The organism is Methylobacterium bullatum, from assembly GCF_014845095.1.
Classification (GTDB): domain Bacteria; phylum Pseudomonadota; class Alphaproteobacteria; order Rhizobiales; family Beijerinckiaceae; genus Methylobacterium; species Methylobacterium bullatum.
In genome coordinates, this window is sequence record NZ_NKUG01000082.1 from 24,843 (window position 1) to 40,693 (window position 15,851).

General features: G+C 68.4%; 15 protein-coding genes. 5 read left to right on the forward strand and 10 right to left on the reverse strand.

Annotated elements, in window-relative coordinates:
• Positions 1-6: 6 nt before the first annotated feature.
• From MBTS_RS12755 to MBTS_RS12765, 3 genes are all read left to right on the forward strand, one after another.
• On the forward strand, positions 7-345 hold the full coding sequence (locus MBTS_RS12755; protein ID WP_018044299.1) for a c-type cytochrome: 339 nt from the start codon (positions 7-9) through the stop codon (positions 343-345).
• A gap of 185 nt (positions 346-530) precedes the next feature.
• Positions 531-1,514, forward strand: coding sequence for a beta-propeller fold lactonase family protein (locus MBTS_RS12760; protein WP_018044298.1), 984 nt, complete (start codon positions 531-533; stop codon positions 1,512-1,514).
• 79 nt (positions 1,515-1,593) lie between these two features.
• Positions 1,594-2,679: a sulfite oxidase gene (locus MBTS_RS12765; protein ID WP_018044297.1), complete on the forward strand. Its 1,086-nt coding sequence runs from the start codon at positions 1,594-1,596 to the stop codon at positions 2,677-2,679.
• Between the two features lie 3 nt (positions 2,680-2,682).
• On the opposite strand, the gene MBTS_RS12770 is transcribed toward MBTS_RS12765, so the two are convergent.
• From MBTS_RS12770 to MBTS_RS12790, 5 genes are read right to left on the reverse strand one after another with little or no spacing between them, the layout of a single operon-like run.
• Positions 2,683-3,054 (reverse strand): YidH family protein, encoded by a 372-nt coding sequence (locus MBTS_RS12770; protein ID WP_018044296.1) that lies wholly within the window; start codon positions 3,052-3,054, stop codon positions 2,683-2,685.
• The gene (locus MBTS_RS12775; protein WP_018044295.1) at positions 3,051-3,941 is read right to left on the reverse strand and encodes a LysR family transcriptional regulator; all 891 of its coding nucleotides are present in this window, start codon (positions 3,939-3,941) and stop codon (positions 3,051-3,053) included. Before MBTS_RS12775 ends, MBTS_RS12770 begins: the two co-directional genes overlap by 4 nt.
• The gene (locus tag MBTS_RS12780) at positions 3,938-4,747 is read right to left on the reverse strand and encodes an anti-sigma factor family protein (RefSeq protein WP_018044294.1); all 810 of its coding nucleotides are present in this window, start codon (positions 4,745-4,747) and stop codon (positions 3,938-3,940) included. The genes MBTS_RS12775 and MBTS_RS12780 overlap by 4 nt, the downstream gene beginning before the upstream one ends.
• Positions 4,744-5,253, reverse strand: a complete 510-nt coding sequence (locus MBTS_RS12785; protein ID WP_018044293.1) for an RNA polymerase sigma factor — start codon at positions 5,251-5,253, stop codon at positions 4,744-4,746. The genes MBTS_RS12780 and MBTS_RS12785 overlap by 4 nt, the downstream gene beginning before the upstream one ends.
• Before the next feature lie 13 nt (positions 5,254-5,266).
• Positions 5,267-5,650, reverse strand: coding sequence for a COG4315 family predicted lipoprotein (locus MBTS_RS12790; RefSeq protein WP_018044292.1), 384 nt, complete (start codon positions 5,648-5,650; stop codon positions 5,267-5,269).
• Positions 5,651-6,188: 538 nt separating this feature from the next.
• Between MBTS_RS12790 and MBTS_RS12795 the strand changes: the two genes are divergently transcribed.
• Entirely contained in the window at positions 6,189-6,935 is a 747-nt protein-coding gene (locus MBTS_RS12795) for a phosphatase PAP2 family protein (RefSeq protein WP_018044291.1), read from the forward strand.
• Positions 6,936-7,082: 147 nt separating this feature from the next.
• Here the strand turns inward: MBTS_RS12795 and lspA are convergent, their stop codons facing one another.
• Positions 7,083-7,610, reverse strand: coding sequence for a signal peptidase II (gene lspA / locus MBTS_RS12800; protein WP_018044290.1), 528 nt, complete (start codon positions 7,608-7,610; stop codon positions 7,083-7,085).
• A 4-nt stretch (positions 7,611-7,614) separates the two neighbouring features.
• Complete coding sequence (locus MBTS_RS12805; protein ID WP_018044289.1) at positions 7,615-9,780, reverse strand: heavy metal translocating P-type ATPase; 2,166 nt, start codon at positions 9,778-9,780, stop codon at positions 7,615-7,617.
• A 117-nt stretch (positions 9,781-9,897) separates the two neighbouring features.
• On the opposite strand from MBTS_RS12805, the gene MBTS_RS12810 reads away from it, so the two are divergent.
• Positions 9,898-10,299: a MerR family transcriptional regulator gene (locus MBTS_RS12810; protein WP_026176009.1), complete on the forward strand. Its 402-nt coding sequence runs from the start codon at positions 9,898-9,900 to the stop codon at positions 10,297-10,299.
• A gap of 221 nt (positions 10,300-10,520) precedes the next feature.
• Here the strand turns inward: MBTS_RS12810 and MBTS_RS12815 are convergent, their stop codons facing one another.
• The 3 genes from MBTS_RS12815 to MBTS_RS12825 all read right to left on the reverse strand — a co-directional run bounded on the left by MBTS_RS12815 (position 10,521) and on the right by MBTS_RS12825 (position 15,685).
• Positions 10,521-13,763, reverse strand: a complete 3,243-nt coding sequence (locus MBTS_RS12815) for an efflux RND transporter permease subunit (RefSeq protein WP_018044287.1) — start codon at positions 13,761-13,763, stop codon at positions 10,521-10,523.
• An 11-nt stretch (positions 13,764-13,774) separates the two neighbouring features.
• A complete protein-coding gene (locus MBTS_RS12820; protein ID WP_018044286.1) occupies positions 13,775-15,178 on the reverse strand; it encodes an efflux RND transporter periplasmic adaptor subunit in 1,404 nt (467 codons plus the stop codon).
• A 144-nt stretch (positions 15,179-15,322) separates the two neighbouring features.
• A complete protein-coding gene (locus MBTS_RS12825; protein WP_238254234.1) occupies positions 15,323-15,685 on the reverse strand; it encodes a hypothetical protein in 363 nt (120 codons plus the stop codon).
• Positions 15,686-15,851 lie beyond the last annotated feature (166 nt).

The window sequence follows — 15,851 nt, forward strand, 5'->3', positions numbered from 1 at the left end:
CCAGCCATGAACCCGATCCGCCCTGCGGCCCTCATCGCCGCGCTCGCCTTGTCTCCTCTGGTGGCGCTCGCCGCCCCGGCCCCCGAGCCGATGCGCTTCACCTCGCAATCCATTGCGATGCCGACCTCCGACCGGATCTTCCCCGACGGGCCGGGGGCCGAGGCCGTCAACAACAACTGCCTTGCCTGCCACTCGGCCGGGATGGTGCTGACCCAGCCCAAGCTCACCAAGGCGCAGTGGACCGAGACCGTGAACAAGATGGTTCACGTCTACAAGGCACCGGTCGATCAGGCCGACGTGCAGACCATCATCGATTACCTCACGGCGTTGAAGCCGACGCCCTGAACCCCCGATTCCCGAGGCCGCCGCGCTTTTTTCGCCGGCCTCGGGGAATAGACCGCGCCTTCCGGCGTCTCCTCAGGGCGATGCACGGCCGGCCCGGCCTTGCACGACGGATTTCCGATTTCGAACCAGCCCTCACGGCAGGCCCCGGCCGCCGAACGAGCGCGCATGCCCGAGAGACACGCTTCATGACCCATATCCGCACCAGCCTGCGCGCCCTCGTCGCCGGAGCCGCCTTGCTCCTCGCCCAGGGCCAGCCCGGGTTCGCCGCCGGTTTCGACGGGGCGATCAAGAACAACGCGCTGGCGCTGAACGCCGCCGGTACGGTCGCCGCTGTGTCGAACAGCGAAGAGAGCGCCGTCATCGTCTACGACGTCGCCAAGGGCACGGTGCTGCGCCGCCTCGACGGCTTCGTGACCCCGCGCAACATCGTGTTCGCGCCGGACGGCGCCCGCTTCTACGTCTCCGACAGCGGCACCGGCCGGATCACGGTCTACGAGACCGCCACCGGCAAGGAAGCCGGCGTTCTCGCCGCGGGCCCCGGCGCGTTCGGCACGGTGCTCTCGGCCGACGGGACCAAGCTCTACGTCAATAACGAGGCCGCGAGCACGCTGACCGTGTTCGACACCAGGACCATGCTCGCCGAGGCTGTGATCCCCGGCTTCGCGCAGCCGCGCCAGGGCGTGAAGTTGTCGCCGGACGGCAAGACCGTGTTCGTGACGAACTTCCTCGGCGACAAGATCACGTTGGTCGATACCGCCACCAACAAGATCACCGGCGAGATCGCCGGGTTCGACAAGCTGCGCGCCATCTCGATCACCAAGGACGGTAAGACGCTGTTTGCCGCCAACAGCGGCCGCAACACGATCGGCGTGGTCGATGTCGCCGCCCGTAAGGTCACGTCCGAGGTGGCGGTGGGCAAGGACCCCTACGGCGCCGCGCTGACCCCGGACGGGCGCTTCGTCTATTCGGGCAATCTCAAGGACAACTCCTTGTCGGTGATCGACACCGGCACCCTCAAGGTCGTCGCCACGGTGACCGGCCTGAACGAGCCGCGCCAGGCGATCGCGTTCTCGGCCGACAACGCCCACGCCTACGTCCTCAACCGCGACCTTAGCGTCGCCGTGGTGGACCGGGCGAAGAACGCGGTCATCTCGACCATGAAGCCCTGAGGCGTCGCGCGCCGGGTGCCTTCTCGGCTCCCGGCGCGTTCCCGATGTCGACACGTCACGAACGCAGGACAAAGACCCCATGCTCGGCCTGTTCCAGCGCAAGGACCGCCTCATCGTCCACGGAAAGGCGCCCTACAACGCCGAGCCGCCGCTCGATCGCCTGCGCGCGGCCTTCCTGACTGATCAGGCCGACTTCTACGTCCGCAGCCACGGTGACATCCCGGACCTCGACGCCGACAGCTACCGCCTGATTATCGACGGGATGGTCGCGACGTCGCTCGACCTCTCGCTCGCCGATCTCAAGGAACGCTTCGCGCCCGTCACCGTCACGGCGGTGATGCAATGCGCCGGCAACCGCCGGGCCGACATGCTGGCGGTGGCGCCGGTCTCCGGCGACCCGTGGGCGCCCGGCGCCATCGGCAACGCGGAATGGACCGGCGTGCGCCTCGCCGAGGTGCTGCGCGCGGCCGGCCTCGACGCGGGGGGCGCACGTCACGTCGCCTTCGAGAGCCACGACCGGATCGCCCATACGGACACGCGCTTCGGCGCCTCGATCCCGCTCGCCAAGGCTCTCGCCCCCGAGACGCTGCTCGCCTTCGCGATGAACGGCGAGCTTCTCGCCCCCGAGCACGGTCACCCGCTGCGTGTTGTGGTGCCGGGCTTTGCCGGCATCCGCAGCCCGAAATGGCTCGCCCGCATCACGGTGCAGGATCACCCCTCCAACAACCCGATGCAGGCCGACGACTACAAGCTGTTTCCGCCCGACGTGACCGCCGAGACCGCGGACCCCGCCCACGGCATCACCATCGAGGCGATGCCGCTCAACAGCGCGATCTGCGAGCCCGCCCGCGGCGCGGCGTTGAAGGCCGGCCGGCACGCGATCCGCGGCTACGCCATCGCCAGTGACCGCGCGGTCGCCCGCGTCGATGTCTCGACGGATGGCGGTCGCAGCTGGGCGCAGGCCCGGATCGACCGCGACGCCGACGCACCCTACGCCTGGACGTTCTGGGAGATCGAGCGCGAGCTGACGACCGGCGAGCACGAACTCGCGGTACGGGCCTGGGATTCCGCCGGCCAGACCCAGCCTGCGGCGCCGGACGACACCTGGAACTACAAGGGCTACCTCAGCGCCGCCTGGCACCGGGTGCGGGTAACGGTGGCCTGACCGTCACGCCCAGAGCAGGGCGGTGGCAGCGAGGCCCGAGATCGCGATGAGCAGGGCCGCAACCCCGACGGTGAGGATGCGCGGCATCATCGGGATCTCGGCATGAGCGAGTCGCGCCCGGATCGCTCGGTCCCGCCATGCGGCGCCGGCGAACGAGGCGAGCGCACAGGCGATCAGCGTGAGCGACAGCACCTTCAGTGGCCAGACCGCCAGCACCTCTCGCAGGAAGCGCTGCGCGGCCAGGCCGACGCCGAGGAAGGCGAGCCCGGTGCGAAGCCACGCCACGAAGGTGCGCTCGGCTGCCAGCACCGTGCGGTCCTCGGCGAGCCTGACCCGCGGGTCGTCGGGGGGAACGGGTTTCGCGGGCTCGCTCATTCGGCATCCGCCGTTGCGATCAAATCGAGCAGCGCGTCGGCGGCCCGGCTGCGGTAGCGCTCCTTGTGGCGCAGTACCCGGAACGGCCGGCTCGGCAGGGCGAACGCCGCCCGTACCAGGGTCCCGGCTCGAAGCGCTGCGGCGACCACGGTCTCGGACAGCACGGCGGCCCCGCCCCCGGCCTCGACGGCGGCGCGGACCGCCTCGTTCGAGGGCAATTCGAGTGTGACTTGGAGTTGAGCCGCAGCGAGGCCGGCCGCACCCAGCGCCGCCTCAAAGGCCGAGCGGGTTCCCGATCCCCCCTCGCGCAGCACCCAGTCGGCCCCGGCGAGGTCCTTGGGTTCAAGGGCGGTCGCTCCGGCGAAGGGATGGCCTGGGGCGACCACGAGGACGAGCTGGTCATGAGCAATGGTGGTGCTCGCGAGCGTCGGGTCGTCCAGCGCCCCCTCGACGAAGCCGAGTTCGGCCTGCCCGGCGCGGACCGCATCGGCAGCGTCGGTGGTGTTGCCCACCGCCAGCCGGATGGCGATCTCAGGGTAGGCCCGGCGGAAGGCGACAAGGTGGCGCGGCAGCCAGTCGCTGGCGATGGTCTGGCTGGCGTAGAGGGCCAGCGTCCCGCGTCGCATGCCGCTGAGGTCGGCGAGCACCAGCTCGGCGGCCTCGGCCCGGGCGAGCACCGCGCGGGCCTCGACGAGGAACACGCGTCCCGCCTCGGTCAGCTCGATCCCGCGGCCGACCCGATGGAACAGCTTGGTCGCGTGTCGTCCCTCGATATTGGCGATCGCCGTGCTGACCGCCGACTGCACGAGGTTCAGCGCCTCGGCAGCCCGGGTTACGTGCTGCCGCTCGGCCACCGCCACGAAGATGCGGAGTTGGTCGAGGGTCATGGTTGCCGCGGCGGAACCGGCAATCCACGGACCTGCGCGTCAACCGCCTGCGCGACGGTCAAAAGCCGCGCTTCGTCGGTGCGACCGGTGACGACGTAGGACATGCCGCCATCGACCCAGGAGAAGGCGGCGACGTCGCCCTCGCGGGCGAAGCGGAACACCGTGCGGCCATCCGCATCGCCTACGCGGCTGTAGAGCGTCAGCCGGGTGCCGTGATCGTCATCGTACATCAGCATCGCGGCGGATTCGGAACCCGCCGGCAGCAGCCGGCCCCCCATCAGGCGGAAGCCGTAGGCCGTGAGGTCGGGGGTGGTCACCGCCCGGCCGAGGCGCTTCGAGAGCCACGTCACGAGGTGTGGCTTCTCATCGGCGCGCACCTCCACTGGATGCACCGCCTCGACCACGTAGGTGCGGAAGGCCGCCACCGCGTCGTCGGTCGCCGGCTCGGTTCGCGCGAGCGTGACCGTGGGTACCTGCCGCGCGGCATGGCCGAACCAGCCGGCGGCACCGCCAACCGCGAGGCAGAGCACGGCCGCAGCCGCGACCGGAAGCCAGCGCCCGGTTATCGGGCGATGTCGCGAGCGGATGTTGGCCACCCGGAGCCGCGCCGGGATCGCCTCCTCGGCGATCGGCGCGAGGCGGGCACGCAAGCGCTCGCGCAGGGCGCGATCCGCCGAGACCTCGGCCGCCCGCGCGGGGTTTCCCCTGAGCCATGCCTCGACCAGTGCCTGCCGCTCCGGTTCGAGACGACCGTCGATCAGGCCGTGCAGGTCGTCCTCGCCGACCGGGCGTGGATCCCCGCTCATTTCACCCTCCTCAACAAGCCGGTTCGGCCCGTTTCCAGAAAACTTCGCATCCGCTCCCGGGCTCGGCTTAACCGCGACATCACCGTGCCCAGCGGTACTCCGAGCACCTGCGCCGCTTCCGCATAAGACAGATCCTCGACCGCGACGAGCAGTAGCACTGAGCGCTGCTCCTCGGGCAGGGCGTCGAGTCCGGTGAGCACGTCGCGTGCCCCCATAACGGCCTCGGGGTCGGCACCCGGATCGGGCACCTGCTCCAAAGCCTCAGCGCCGACATCGATGCCGCGCCGGCCCCGGCGTCGAACAGTGCCGAGGAACAGGTTGCGCTCGATCGTGAACAGCCAGGCTCGCAGGTCGCCGTCGCGGCGACGTCCGGACCAGCCGGACAACGCCCGCTCCAACGTGTCCTGGACGAGGTCATCCGCCGCTTCGCGGTCCCGCAACAGTGCGACTGCGTAGCGCCGCAACGCTGGGATCTGCGGTTCGATGAGGGCGGCGATCTCGTCCACGAGGCTTTACCGATCAGGGCTTGGCGATGTGCCATGCACCGTTGAGGAATCCGTCGCCGGTGATGTCGCCGGGCTTCGTATCCTTGGCGAAGGTGTAGAGCGGCTTGCCCTTGTAGGCCCACTGCATCGTGCCGTCGTCCCGCGTCACCATCGTCCAGTCGCCACTAGCAGCCGAGCCGGAGGCGGCCATCAGGGCCGGCCAGTTGGCGGCGCAGGGGCCGTTGCACATCGACTTGCCGCCCATGTCCTTGTCGAAGGTGTAGAGGGTCATGCTCTTGGCATCGACGAGCGCCGGCCCCTTGGCAGTCTCGGCCGTCATCGCAGGCGCAGCGGCCTGGGCGGCGGCGGCGGAGAAGGCGAAGGCCGCAAAGGCAGCGCGGATCAGCATGGTGTGCATGAGTGAGGTCTCCCGCGGTCGACCATGACCGCATCGGGAGAGATGCCGAACGGGCGCGTCTATTCCACTGACACACGAAAAAGATTGGTGACGTCAGCGTGACCGCCGACTCGTCCTCAACCACGGCATACGGCCGTCACCCAGGAGCAGTCAGAGGAATGATGCGGCGGCGTCACCACTCTGAAAGGCGGAGATCCGAGATCATGCCCTCGCACGGCGAGATCGACTGCAACGTCTGCTTTCGAGAGATACGTTGGCTTGCTCTTACGGCGTAGTTGGGTCGGAAGCGGACGGTATCAAGCGTCAGGTTTCGACCACTAGGCCTCGGGGTCGATATCCGACGTTTCAGGCCCTCCTCCACAGGGATCTCGGCGTGGATGCGACCATTGCGGGCAACAAAGGTGCGGGTTCTCCTTGGCTCGCCGCTCACCGCGGGGGAACGGGCGAGGATCCGAACGGGTTCTTCGGCTCTGCCGCATGAGGCGGTGAGTGTCCCGAGCCAGCAACCGTCAAGGGACCGATCCAGGAGTTCGGGCGCATGAACCAGTCCTCTCCGTCCGCCCGTGCCGGTATCATGGCGCGCCTCGGCAAGCGGGAGATCGGTCTGCCCGTGACGCTGTTTTGCGTCGCCGCCCTCATCCTCGGGTTTGGTCTCCTGGCCGACAAGGTCATGGAGGGCGGCACGATGGGGTTCGACACCCGCGTCGCCCACTTCTTCCGTCCACCCGGCGCGGCTGGTCCGATTGGACCGGATTGGCTGCACGAGATGGCCCGGGACGTGACCTCCCTGGGCAGCATGGTGGTCCTCTGCTTCCTCATCGCGGCTGTGGCAGGGTACCTGCTCCTGATCCGCAAGCAGGGGGCCGCGGTCCTGGTGGTGGGATCGATCCTGGGCGGGACGGTCATCAGCTTCGGGCTGAAACTCCTCTTCAACCGGCCCCGACCCGAGATCCCCGGCGGCATCCAGGTGTTCACCGCCAGCTTCCCTAGCAGCCACGCCATGCTCTCCGCCGTGACTTACCTGACACTCGGCGCCCTCATGACGCGCGTGGCGGCGGGCGCTCGCCTGAAGGCGTACTTCATGGGGCTGGCCGTCTTCCTCACGGTCGTCGTCGGGCTGAGCCGGGTCTATGTCGGGGTCCACTACGCGACCGACGTGCTGGCAGGCTGGTGCGTGGGGTCGGCCTGGGCGGTCCTGTGCTGGGTCGTGGCCCTCCAGCTTCAGCGACGCGGTCAAGTCGAGAAGCCCGACCATGTCGCGGGCGAGGCCGGCATCGAGGCATAGGACCCCATGCGCCGTTCTTCCTAAACGCATCCTCCGCCTGACTGAAGGGACGGACGCATCCCAGCATTCGTTCAATTAGCAGGACCGCATCGTCCATGCCTGCGGCCAGGCCGTTCGACCATTACGGGCACGACCGAAATGACGCCGTTAAGGGACCCGTAGGGCGGCCCGATCAAGCGGCGCTGGTGGTCTCGGCCCGCCCGGCTTGCCGACTGCCTCCCAAGCTATCAAGGCGGCCCCGAGGCTGATCCAGATATCGGCCATGTTGAAGGTGAACCAATGCACCTCCGCCGGGTGCAGGTCGAGGAAGTCCGTGACGCGGCCGTCCACCCATCGGTCGATGAGGTTTCCCAGTGCACCGCCGGTCATGATGGCGAAACCAACTCCTTCCGACGCTCCGGTCGCGCGGAATGCCAACCGGGCAACGTAGGCCGTCAGCATTCCCTGAAGCGCAAGAAGGACGACCAAGGACGTCGCGTCATGCGCCGGAAGCAGGCTGAAGCTGATGCCATGATTGAACGCGAGCCTGAGGTCGAGCATCGGCAGTACCGCGTGCACGGTTTCGTCGGAAAGCCTGTCGACCGCCAGCGCCTTGGTCCACAGGTCGGTGCCCGCCGCGGTCACAGCGATTACGACGAGGGCGCCGAACCCGGCCCTTTCCCGTATGAGACGCATCGGCTCAAGCCCGGAGCAGGCGAAGGGCGTTGGCCGTCACCAGGACGGTCGCCCCGGTATCCGCCAGGATGGCCGGCCATAGCCCAGTGATGCCTGCGAGCGTCGTCACCAGGAACACGGCCTTGAGCCCCAGCGAGATGGCCACGTTTTGGTGGATGTTGCCGAGCGTCGCCCGGGACAGCGCCACGAGGGCGGCCACGTCCGATACCCGGTCGTTGAGGATGGCCGCGTCAGCCGTCTCCAGTGCCGCGTCTGTGCCGCCGCCCATGGCAATGCCGACGCTGGCGGAGGCGAGCGCGGGGGCGTCGTTGATGCCGTCGCCGACCATAGCGACCGGGCCGACCTCCTTCAACGCGCCGATCTCGGCGAGCTTGTCGGCCGGCAGCAGGTCGGCCCGGACCGATAGTCCCAGGCCCTTGGCGATGGCCTCGCCGGTGCGCCGGTTGTCGCCGGTCAGCATCACGCATTCGACCCCAAGCCGGCGCAGGGCCGCGACGCCGGCGGCCGCATCCTGTCTGGGCTCGTCCCGGACCGCCACGACGCCGAGCGCCTCTCCGTCCCGAACCACGACGACGGCGGTCTTGCCGGCTTCCTCAAGGGCCTGCACCGTCGCTTCCGCTTCCGGCGAGAGGCTGGCCAGCGTCGCGGCGTGGCGCGGGGATGCCACCGCGACCGTGCGACCGGCGACCGTGGCCTGGACGGCCTTGCCGGGAACCGCACGGGCATCGCGTACGGGGCGCAGGGGGATGGCGTCGGCCTCCGTACGTTCGAGGATCGCACGAGCGATGGGGTGGCTCGATCCGGCCTCCACCGTCGCCGCGAGCCCGAGCAGGGTGCGATCCGTCATGTCCGGGGCAAATGGGAGGACGTCGGTGACCCTTGGACGCCCTGCCGTGAGCGTCCCCGTCTTGTCGAACGCGACGGTACGCACCCGTCCGATGGTCTCCAGGGCGGCGCCGCCCTTCACCAGCAGTCCCCGCCGCGCTCCGGCGGCAAGACCCGAGGCGATGGCGGCCGGGGTCGAGAGCACGAGGGCGCAGGGGCAGGCGATGAGGAGCAACGCCAGTCCGCGATAGATCCAGGTGCCCCAGTCGGCGCCGAGCAGCAGCGGCGGGCCAAGCGCCGCCAGCGCGGCGACCGCGAAGGCGACCGGGGTGTAGACGGCGCTGAAGCGGTCGATGAACCGGGCGGTCGGCGACTTCGAAGCCTGCGCCTCCTCCACCATGTGCAGAATGCGGGCGACGGTGTTGTCCGACGGCATCCGGGTGACCCTGACCTGCAGGGCCCCGTCCGCATTGACGCTGCCGGCATAGACGGCGTCCCCGACCTCCTTTGGCCGGGGCACCGATTCCCCCGTGATCGGGGACTCGTCAAGGCTCGACGTGCCGTCCGTGACCTCGCCGTCCGCAGGGACGCGGTCACCCGGGCGCACCAGCACGGTTTGGCCGATCACCAGGGAGGCGGCCGGCACCTCGCGCACGACGCCGTCCTCCTCGATCAAACGCGCCGTCTTCGGCACCAGGCCCACGAGCGCCTTGATGCCGGCGCGGGATCGGCCGGCCGCGAAGCCTTCGAGCATCTCGCCGACGGTGAACAGCAGGACCACGACCGCGGCTTCCTCGGCGGCATGGATGGCCAGAGCTCCGACGGTCGCGACCGACATCAGCATCTCGATGGAGAACGGCGAGCCGTTGCGCGCGGCGGCGATGGCCCGGCGTCCGTAGAAGGCGAGCCCAAGGAGCGCGCCGGGCCAGTAGGCGTACTCACCGGCTAGGCCCGGTTGGACCTGATCGAGGAGGAAGCCGGCAGCGAACAGGCCGGCGATGGCCAGAGCCAGCAGGCCCTTGCGACTGCGCCAGACGGACGGCTCCGCCTCCTCGTCCTCAATGGCGGGGATGTCCGCTCCGGTGACGTGCGCACGGGCGAGGTCGGCGGCCGTGGGCAGGGTGGCGACGCCGTAGCCGAGACCAGTGATCCGCTCCTCCAGGTCCGCTCGGGGTGTGGCAGCCTCGTCGAGCACAAGGTCGAGGACCTGGGCCGTGTAGTTAACCCGCACGCCCCCGACGCCGGGCAGGCGCGTCACGGCCGTCTCGATCTTGGTCGCGCAGCTCGGGCAGTCCATGCCCTTAACGCGGTAGCGCAGTGCGGTACCGGCGGGGACCGCACCCATGGTTCCTGGCCCTGACATGGCAAGCTCCGTCGACCTGGGCCTCGTGCCGACGGGTCGGAGAACCTACATGCGCCCTGTAGCAACTACAGGGTCAAGGCCATGGCGCACACATCCTCCATGACCATCGGCGATTTGGCGGCGGCGACGAACACCAGCGTTGAGACAATCCGCTGGTACGAGAAGGTCAACCTTTTGCCGGCGCCGGCGCGGTCGGCGGGCAATTACCGCCTCTACGGTACCGAGCACCTGCGTCGTCTGGGCTTCATCAGACGTGGACGGGACCTTGGCTTCACGCTGGACCAGGTCAGGGAGCTTCTCGCTTTAGCCGACGACCGCAAGCGTTCCTGCACCGAAGTCGATACCATCGCCCGCGCGCACCTGGCGGAGGTCGAGCGCAAACTCTCCGACCTAACCCGGCTTGCCCACGAACTGCGCGACGTTATTGGTCAATGCGGATGCGGGTCGGTCGCCGACTGCCGCATCATCGAGGCGTTGTCCCCCCACGGGGAGCTGTCCTAAGGATGCCTGAGGTTCGTTGGGGTCAGGTGGAAATGCGGCTCCCCACCGATGTGGCAGAGGCAGTAAAGAAGGTACACGCAGGCCGGGACGCCCAGCATCACGAGCCAGAACGTATGCCGGGCCGCTTTACGGACATGCGTCCTGACGTGGCGTCTGCGACGCCCACCCTTAGCGCCCCAGTGAGCCGTGGCTCGACCTAACTTCTTACTCATCCGGCCCTCCTACTCGGCGGCCCGGAGGTGCGGTTGGACCGGCATGGGCCGATCCTTCCTTACGACGATCTTCCCTGCGAACTTGGCGTAGAGGGCCGGCAGGACGACGAGGGTCAGCAGGGTCGCCGAGATAAGGCCGCCGATGACGACGGTCGCCAGCGGACGCTGGATCTCGGCACCGGTCTCGGTCGCCAGCGCCATCGGCACGAACCCGAGGGACGCCACTAGGGCGGTCATTGCCACCGGACGAAGCCGGGTCATGGCGCCCTCCAGGATAGCCTCACGCTGCGGACGCCCATCGGCGATGAGCTGCTTGATGTAGGTCAGCATCACGAGGCCGTTGAGCACCGCCACCCCGGACAGGGCGATAAAGCCAACGGCCGCGGGCACCGAGAACGGCATGCCCCGCAGCCATAGGGCCGCGATGCCACCGGTGAGCGCCAGGGGCACGGCGCTGAACACCAGGAGAGCGTCCCGGGCCGAGTTCAGGGCCGAGAACAGCAGCAGGAAGATCAGGAAGAAGCAGACCGGCACCACCACCATCAGGCGCTGGCGCGCCGAGGCCAGGTTCTCAAACTGGCCACCCCAAGTGACGTAGTAGCCGGCCGGGAGCGAGACCCCAGACGCCACCTTGGCCTGGGCCTCGGCCACGAGCGAGCCGATGTCGCGGCCGCGCACGTTGGCAGTGACTACGACTCGGCGCCGGCCGTTCTCGCGCGAGATCTGGTTGGGGCCCTCTGTTACCGAGAAGCTGGCGACCTGCTTCAGCAGTACGGAGGATGCTCGACCGTTGAGCCCGGGAAGCAGCGGGATCGGGATGTTCTCTAGGGCCTCACGATCCTCTCGCACCTTGTCGTTCAGGCGCACCACGATGGGGAAGCGCCGGTCGCCCTCGAACACCATTCCGGCCTCGCGGCCGCCAATAGCCGCGCCGACGACCTCCTGGATGGCCGATGTGCTCAGGCCGAGGCGTGCGGCCTCGGTCTTGTTGATCTTGATTTCTAGGAACGGCAAGCCAGCAGTCTGCTCGACCTTGACGTCGTCGGCGCCCTCGGTCCCGCGCAGGATCGTAGCGACCTGGTTTGCGGCCTTGAGCATCGGCTCGAACTCCTCGCCGAACACCTTAACCGCAAGGTCGCCGCGGGTGCCGGCCAGCAGCTCATTGAAGCGAAGCTGGATCGGCTGGGAGAACTCGTAGACGTTGCCAGCGAGCGCCCCGAGGGCCTTTTCGATCTGCTCCTGCAACTCGGCCTTGGACAGGTCCGGGTCGGGCCATTCCTCCTGCGGCTTCAGGATGACGAAGGTGTCGGACGAGCTCGGCGGCATCGGGTCAGAGGCGACCTCCGCGGTGCCGGTCTTCGAGAAGACGTAGGCGACCTGGGGGAATCGGCTGATGGCCTGCTCCACCTTCAACTGCATCGCCTGCGACTGCGTCAGGGAGGTCGACGGGATGCGTTGGGCGTTTAGCGCGATGCTCTTCTCGTCAAGTTGCGGAATGAACTCCTGCCCCAGCCCCTTGAACAGGAAGCCGGCGCCGACAAGGAGTACGAGCGCGGCCGCGACGAACAGCATGGGCACGCGTAGGGCGGCCCCGAGGACCGGACGGTAGGCAGCCTTGATCGCCCGGACGAAGAGGTTGTCGGTCTCGGTGACCCGGCCAGTGATGACGATGGCGATCATCGCCGGCACGAAGGTGAGCGACAGGACGAAGGCCGCGACCAGAGCGATGATGACGGTGAGCGCCATCGGCTCGAACATCTTGCCCTCGACCCCGGTGAAAGTCAGGAGCGGCACGTAGACGAGGATGATGATGGCCTGCCCGTAGAGGCTCGGCTTGATCATCTCCTCGGCCGAGGCCCGTACGGTAGCGAGGCGCTCCTCCAGTTCGAGCTTGCGCCCGAGCTCCGCCTGTCTCTCGGCGAGGTGGCGCAGGGCGTTCTCGGTGATGATGACGGCCCCATCGACGATGAGGCCGAAGTCGAGGGCACCGAGGCTCATCAGGTTAGCGCTGATGCGGCCCTGGACCATGCCGGTCATGGTCATCAGCATCGCCACCGGGATGACCAGCGCCGTGACGATGGCTGCGCGGATGTTGCCCAGCAATAGGAACAGGACGACGACGACGAGGGCGGCGCCCTCGGCTAGGTTCTTCGCCACCGTCCGGATGGTGGCCTCGACGAGGACGGTGCGATTGAGGACCGTCTGGACCTCGATACCCGGCGGGAGCGTGCGCCGGATCTCGGTCATGCGTGCATCGACGGCGGCGGCCACGGTGCGGCTGTTCTCGCCGATGAGCATCAGTGCGGTGCCGATGACAACTTCCTGCCCGTCCTCGCTGCCCGAGCCGGTGCGCAGGTCGCGCCCGATACGGACCTCAGCGATGTCGGAGATACGCACCGGCACGCCGCCGCGCGTGGTCACGACGACCGAACCGATGTCCTCCATGGTCTCCAGGCGGCCAGCGGCGCGCACGACGTAGCCCTCGCCGTTGTCCTCCAGGTAGCGCGCACCCTGGTTGGCGTTGTTGGCTTCCAGCGCACGGCCGATGTCGGCGAATGACAGGTCGAGGGCGGTCAGCCTCATTGGATCGGGCTGGACATGGTACTGCTTCTCGAAGCCGCCGATGCCGTCGACGCCGGCCACGCCCCGCACGGTCTTCACCTGGGGACGGATGATCCAGTCCTGGACCGTGCGCAGATAGGCTGTGCGTTCGAGCTCTGTCCTCAGCCTCTGGCCCTCGGGGGTAAGATAGCTTTCGTCCGACTGCCAGCCGGGCTTACCGACGGGCGAGACCTTGCGCTCCCCGGGCTTCGCGTAGTGCACCGACCACATGTAGATCTCGCCGAGCCCGGTCGAGATTGGCCCCATGCGCGGCTCAACCCCGGACGGCATCGCCGCCTCAGCCTCCTGAAGGCGCTCAGCAACCTGTTGGCGGGCGAAGTAGATGTCCGTCGTCTCGGAGAAGACGGCAGTGACCTGGGAGAACCCGTTTCGTGAGAGCGAGCGGGTGTATTCCAGCCCCTTGATGCCCGCGAGTGCCGTCTCGACCTGATACGTGATGATTTTTTCGATATCGACCGGCGACAACGAGGGCGCCGTGGTGTTGATCTGGACTTGGTTGTTGGTGATGTCTGGCACCGCGTCGATGGGGAGCTTGGTCAGCGAGAACACACCGAACCCTGCCGCCAGCAGCGACAGAAGCACCACGAGCCAGCGCTGGTGGACAGAGAAGTCGAGGATCTTCGAGATCATGATGGCCGCCCTCAGTGCGCGTGGTCGGCTTCGGCCTTGCCGAGCTCGGCCTTCAGGACAAAGGAGTTGGCCACAGCGACCTCTTCCCCGGGATTGAGGCCGGTAAGGATCTCGAAGGCGTCATCGTCGGCCCTGCCGAGAGTCACGTCCCGGCGCTCGAAGCCCTCCGGGGTCCGCACGAAGGCGACCTTCTCGCCGCCGATGGTCTGGATGGCGGACTTGGGCAGCCGCACCTTGACCTTGTCCTGGGCGATCTCGACCTCGGTGGTGACGAAGGTGCCGGGCCGCCAGGCCATGTCCTTGTTCGGCAGGGCGACGATGACCCGAGCCGAGCGCGTCTCCGGGTTGAGGATGGGACTGACGAACACCACCTTGCCCTCGCCGCGGGCGGCGGCGTCGCCGACGATGGTCACCTTGGCACCCTCGCGGACCTTCGAGAGTTCGGTGGTCGGAACCGCGAGCTCGATCCACACCGAGGACAGGTCGGCGACCGTGTAGACGTCGGCCGGGTCGCCTTCCTTGCCCACGGCGGTGCCGACGTCGACCTTGCGCTCGACCACCCGCCCGGCGAGGGGTGACTTCAATTCGTAGCGGCGTAGGCTCGACAGGTTCGGCGTGGTCTCGTCCTTCCTGGCGGACGTCGCCACCTCGGCGGCGTTCAGGCCAAGGGCCGACAGCTTCTGGCGCGCGAGATCGACCCTGAGCGTCGCCTCCGAGTAGGCGGCCTTCGCGTTCAGGAATGCCGATTCCGCGGAGATCCGCTTGTCCCAGAGGGCCTGCTGGCGGTCGAAGTTCGTCTTCTCCAGGTCAGCCTTGACCGTCGCGGTGAGGAAGTCGCTCTTGGCCTCGGCGACCTCGCGGCTGTCGAGTACGGCCACGACCTCGCCCTTGGCGACCTCCTCGCCGAGGCGCTTGCGCATTTCGGACACGGTGCCGACGACCCGCACGGGAACGCGTGCGATCCGGTCGGCGTCCTGCGCGATGGTGCCGGGCACCAGCAAATGGCGCGAGAGAATCCCGCCCTCGACCATCGCCAGCTCGATGTCCTGCTCGGCGGCCTGCTCGGCCGTCATCTTGATCTTGCCCTCGCCCTCCTCGTCGTGGCCGTTCGCCTCGCCCTCGGCGTGCTTGTGGCCACCGGCTTCGGGCTTGGCCTCTCCCTCGGAGTGCTTGTGCTCGCCGGAAGGCTTGGGCTCGCCGTCGGCATGCTCGTGGCCATGGTCGCCGTGACCGTGCCCATCGTCGGCTGCGGGTGTCACCGGCCTGGTAACGGCCGCATTGGTTGGGGGCGTCGCCCGGGCGTTCGTGAGGCCGGCGGCCGCGAGGGCGCCCTGCACGACCTCGGACACACGGGGGAAGGCACCGCCGATGACGATGCCGATGGCCAGGAAAGCCACGGAAAGGAATGCACGCATGGGAATGGGCCGGGTTCCGACCGGGACGTCGCACGGCCGCTTAGGCGGCGGGAAACGGTCCCGTACTGGGTATTTCGCGAATTAGAGGCAGCCGTGACCCGTGTGGGGCCGGCCGGGACGCGCCACGGACGTGGCGGCGTCGCCTCAGGCGCGAGGCGGCCTGGGTTGGCGGTCGGGCGAGACCGATCCGATGGGTGTGGTCACGGTCGCGTAGGAGGCACGCCCCGTCCCGCGGGGCGGTAGGGCCGGCGTCCCGTCGACGCTGAGTGCCTGATGGCAGCCGCAGGTGGCATGGCAGGCGGGGCAGGCATCGGAGTGATCGACGGCGGCTGCCAGGGTTGGTGCGGACACGGACAGTTCGTGACCAACGGACCGGTGGGCCTCGGCGGAATGGATCGCGCCCGGGACGACGAGCGCCAGGACCAAGACGAGCGAGAGCACTCGCACGGTGGTCGCCCACCAGCCGCGCATCGTCTCGTAGGCCCTGATCCGAGGTCCCGTGGTCATGGTCGCCTTATGAACGATTCAGGGCCACCCGTACATGCCGGATGGCCCTTTGGCAGGGTCGAACCTTAGAGCGCCTAACAGAACGGCACCGAGCGTTGCTTTCAGCGTTGGTTTGGCATGGCCAGACCGCTTCTCCCCGATGATCTCTGGGATGAGATGGTTGCGC

Coding starts and splice junctions, on each gene's coding strand:
- MBTS_RS12755 (WP_018044299.1), top strand. CDS start 7: ATGAACCCGATCCGCCCTGCGGCCCTCATCGCCGCGCTCGCCTTGTCT.
- MBTS_RS12760 (WP_018044298.1), top strand. CDS start 531: ATGACCCATATCCGCACCAGCCTGCGCGCCCTCGTCGCCGGAGCCGCC.
- MBTS_RS12765 (WP_018044297.1), top strand. CDS start 1,594: ATGCTCGGCCTGTTCCAGCGCAAGGACCGCCTCATCGTCCACGGAAAG.
- MBTS_RS12770 (WP_018044296.1), bottom strand. CDS start 3,054: ATGAGCGAGCCCGCGAAACCCGTTCCCCCCGACGACCCGCGGGTCAGG.
- MBTS_RS12775 (WP_018044295.1), bottom strand. CDS start 3,941: ATGACCCTCGACCAACTCCGCATCTTCGTGGCGGTGGCCGAGCGGCAG.
- MBTS_RS12780 (WP_018044294.1), bottom strand. CDS start 4,747: ATGAGCGGGGATCCACGCCCGGTCGGCGAGGACGACCTGCACGGCCTG.
- MBTS_RS12790 (WP_018044292.1), bottom strand. CDS start 5,650: ATGCACACCATGCTGATCCGCGCTGCCTTTGCGGCCTTCGCCTTCTCC.
- MBTS_RS12795 (WP_018044291.1), top strand. CDS start 6,189: ATGAACCAGTCCTCTCCGTCCGCCCGTGCCGGTATCATGGCGCGCCTC.
- lspA (WP_018044290.1), bottom strand. CDS start 7,610: ATGCGTCTCATACGGGAAAGGGCCGGGTTCGGCGCCCTCGTCGTAATC.
- MBTS_RS12805 (WP_018044289.1), bottom strand. CDS start 9,780: ATGGGTGCGGTCCCCGCCGGTACCGCACTGCGCTACCGCGTTAAGGGC.
- MBTS_RS12810 (WP_026176009.1), top strand. CDS start 9,898: ATGACCATCGGCGATTTGGCGGCGGCGACGAACACCAGCGTTGAGACA.
- MBTS_RS12815 (WP_018044287.1), bottom strand. CDS start 13,763: ATGATCTCGAAGATCCTCGACTTCTCTGTCCACCAGCGCTGGCTCGTG.
- MBTS_RS12820 (WP_018044286.1), bottom strand. CDS start 15,178: ATGCGTGCATTCCTTTCCGTGGCTTTCCTGGCCATCGGCATCGTCATC.
- MBTS_RS12825 (WP_238254234.1), bottom strand. CDS start 15,685: ATGACCACGGGACCTCGGATCAGGGCCTACGAGACGATGCGCGGCTGG.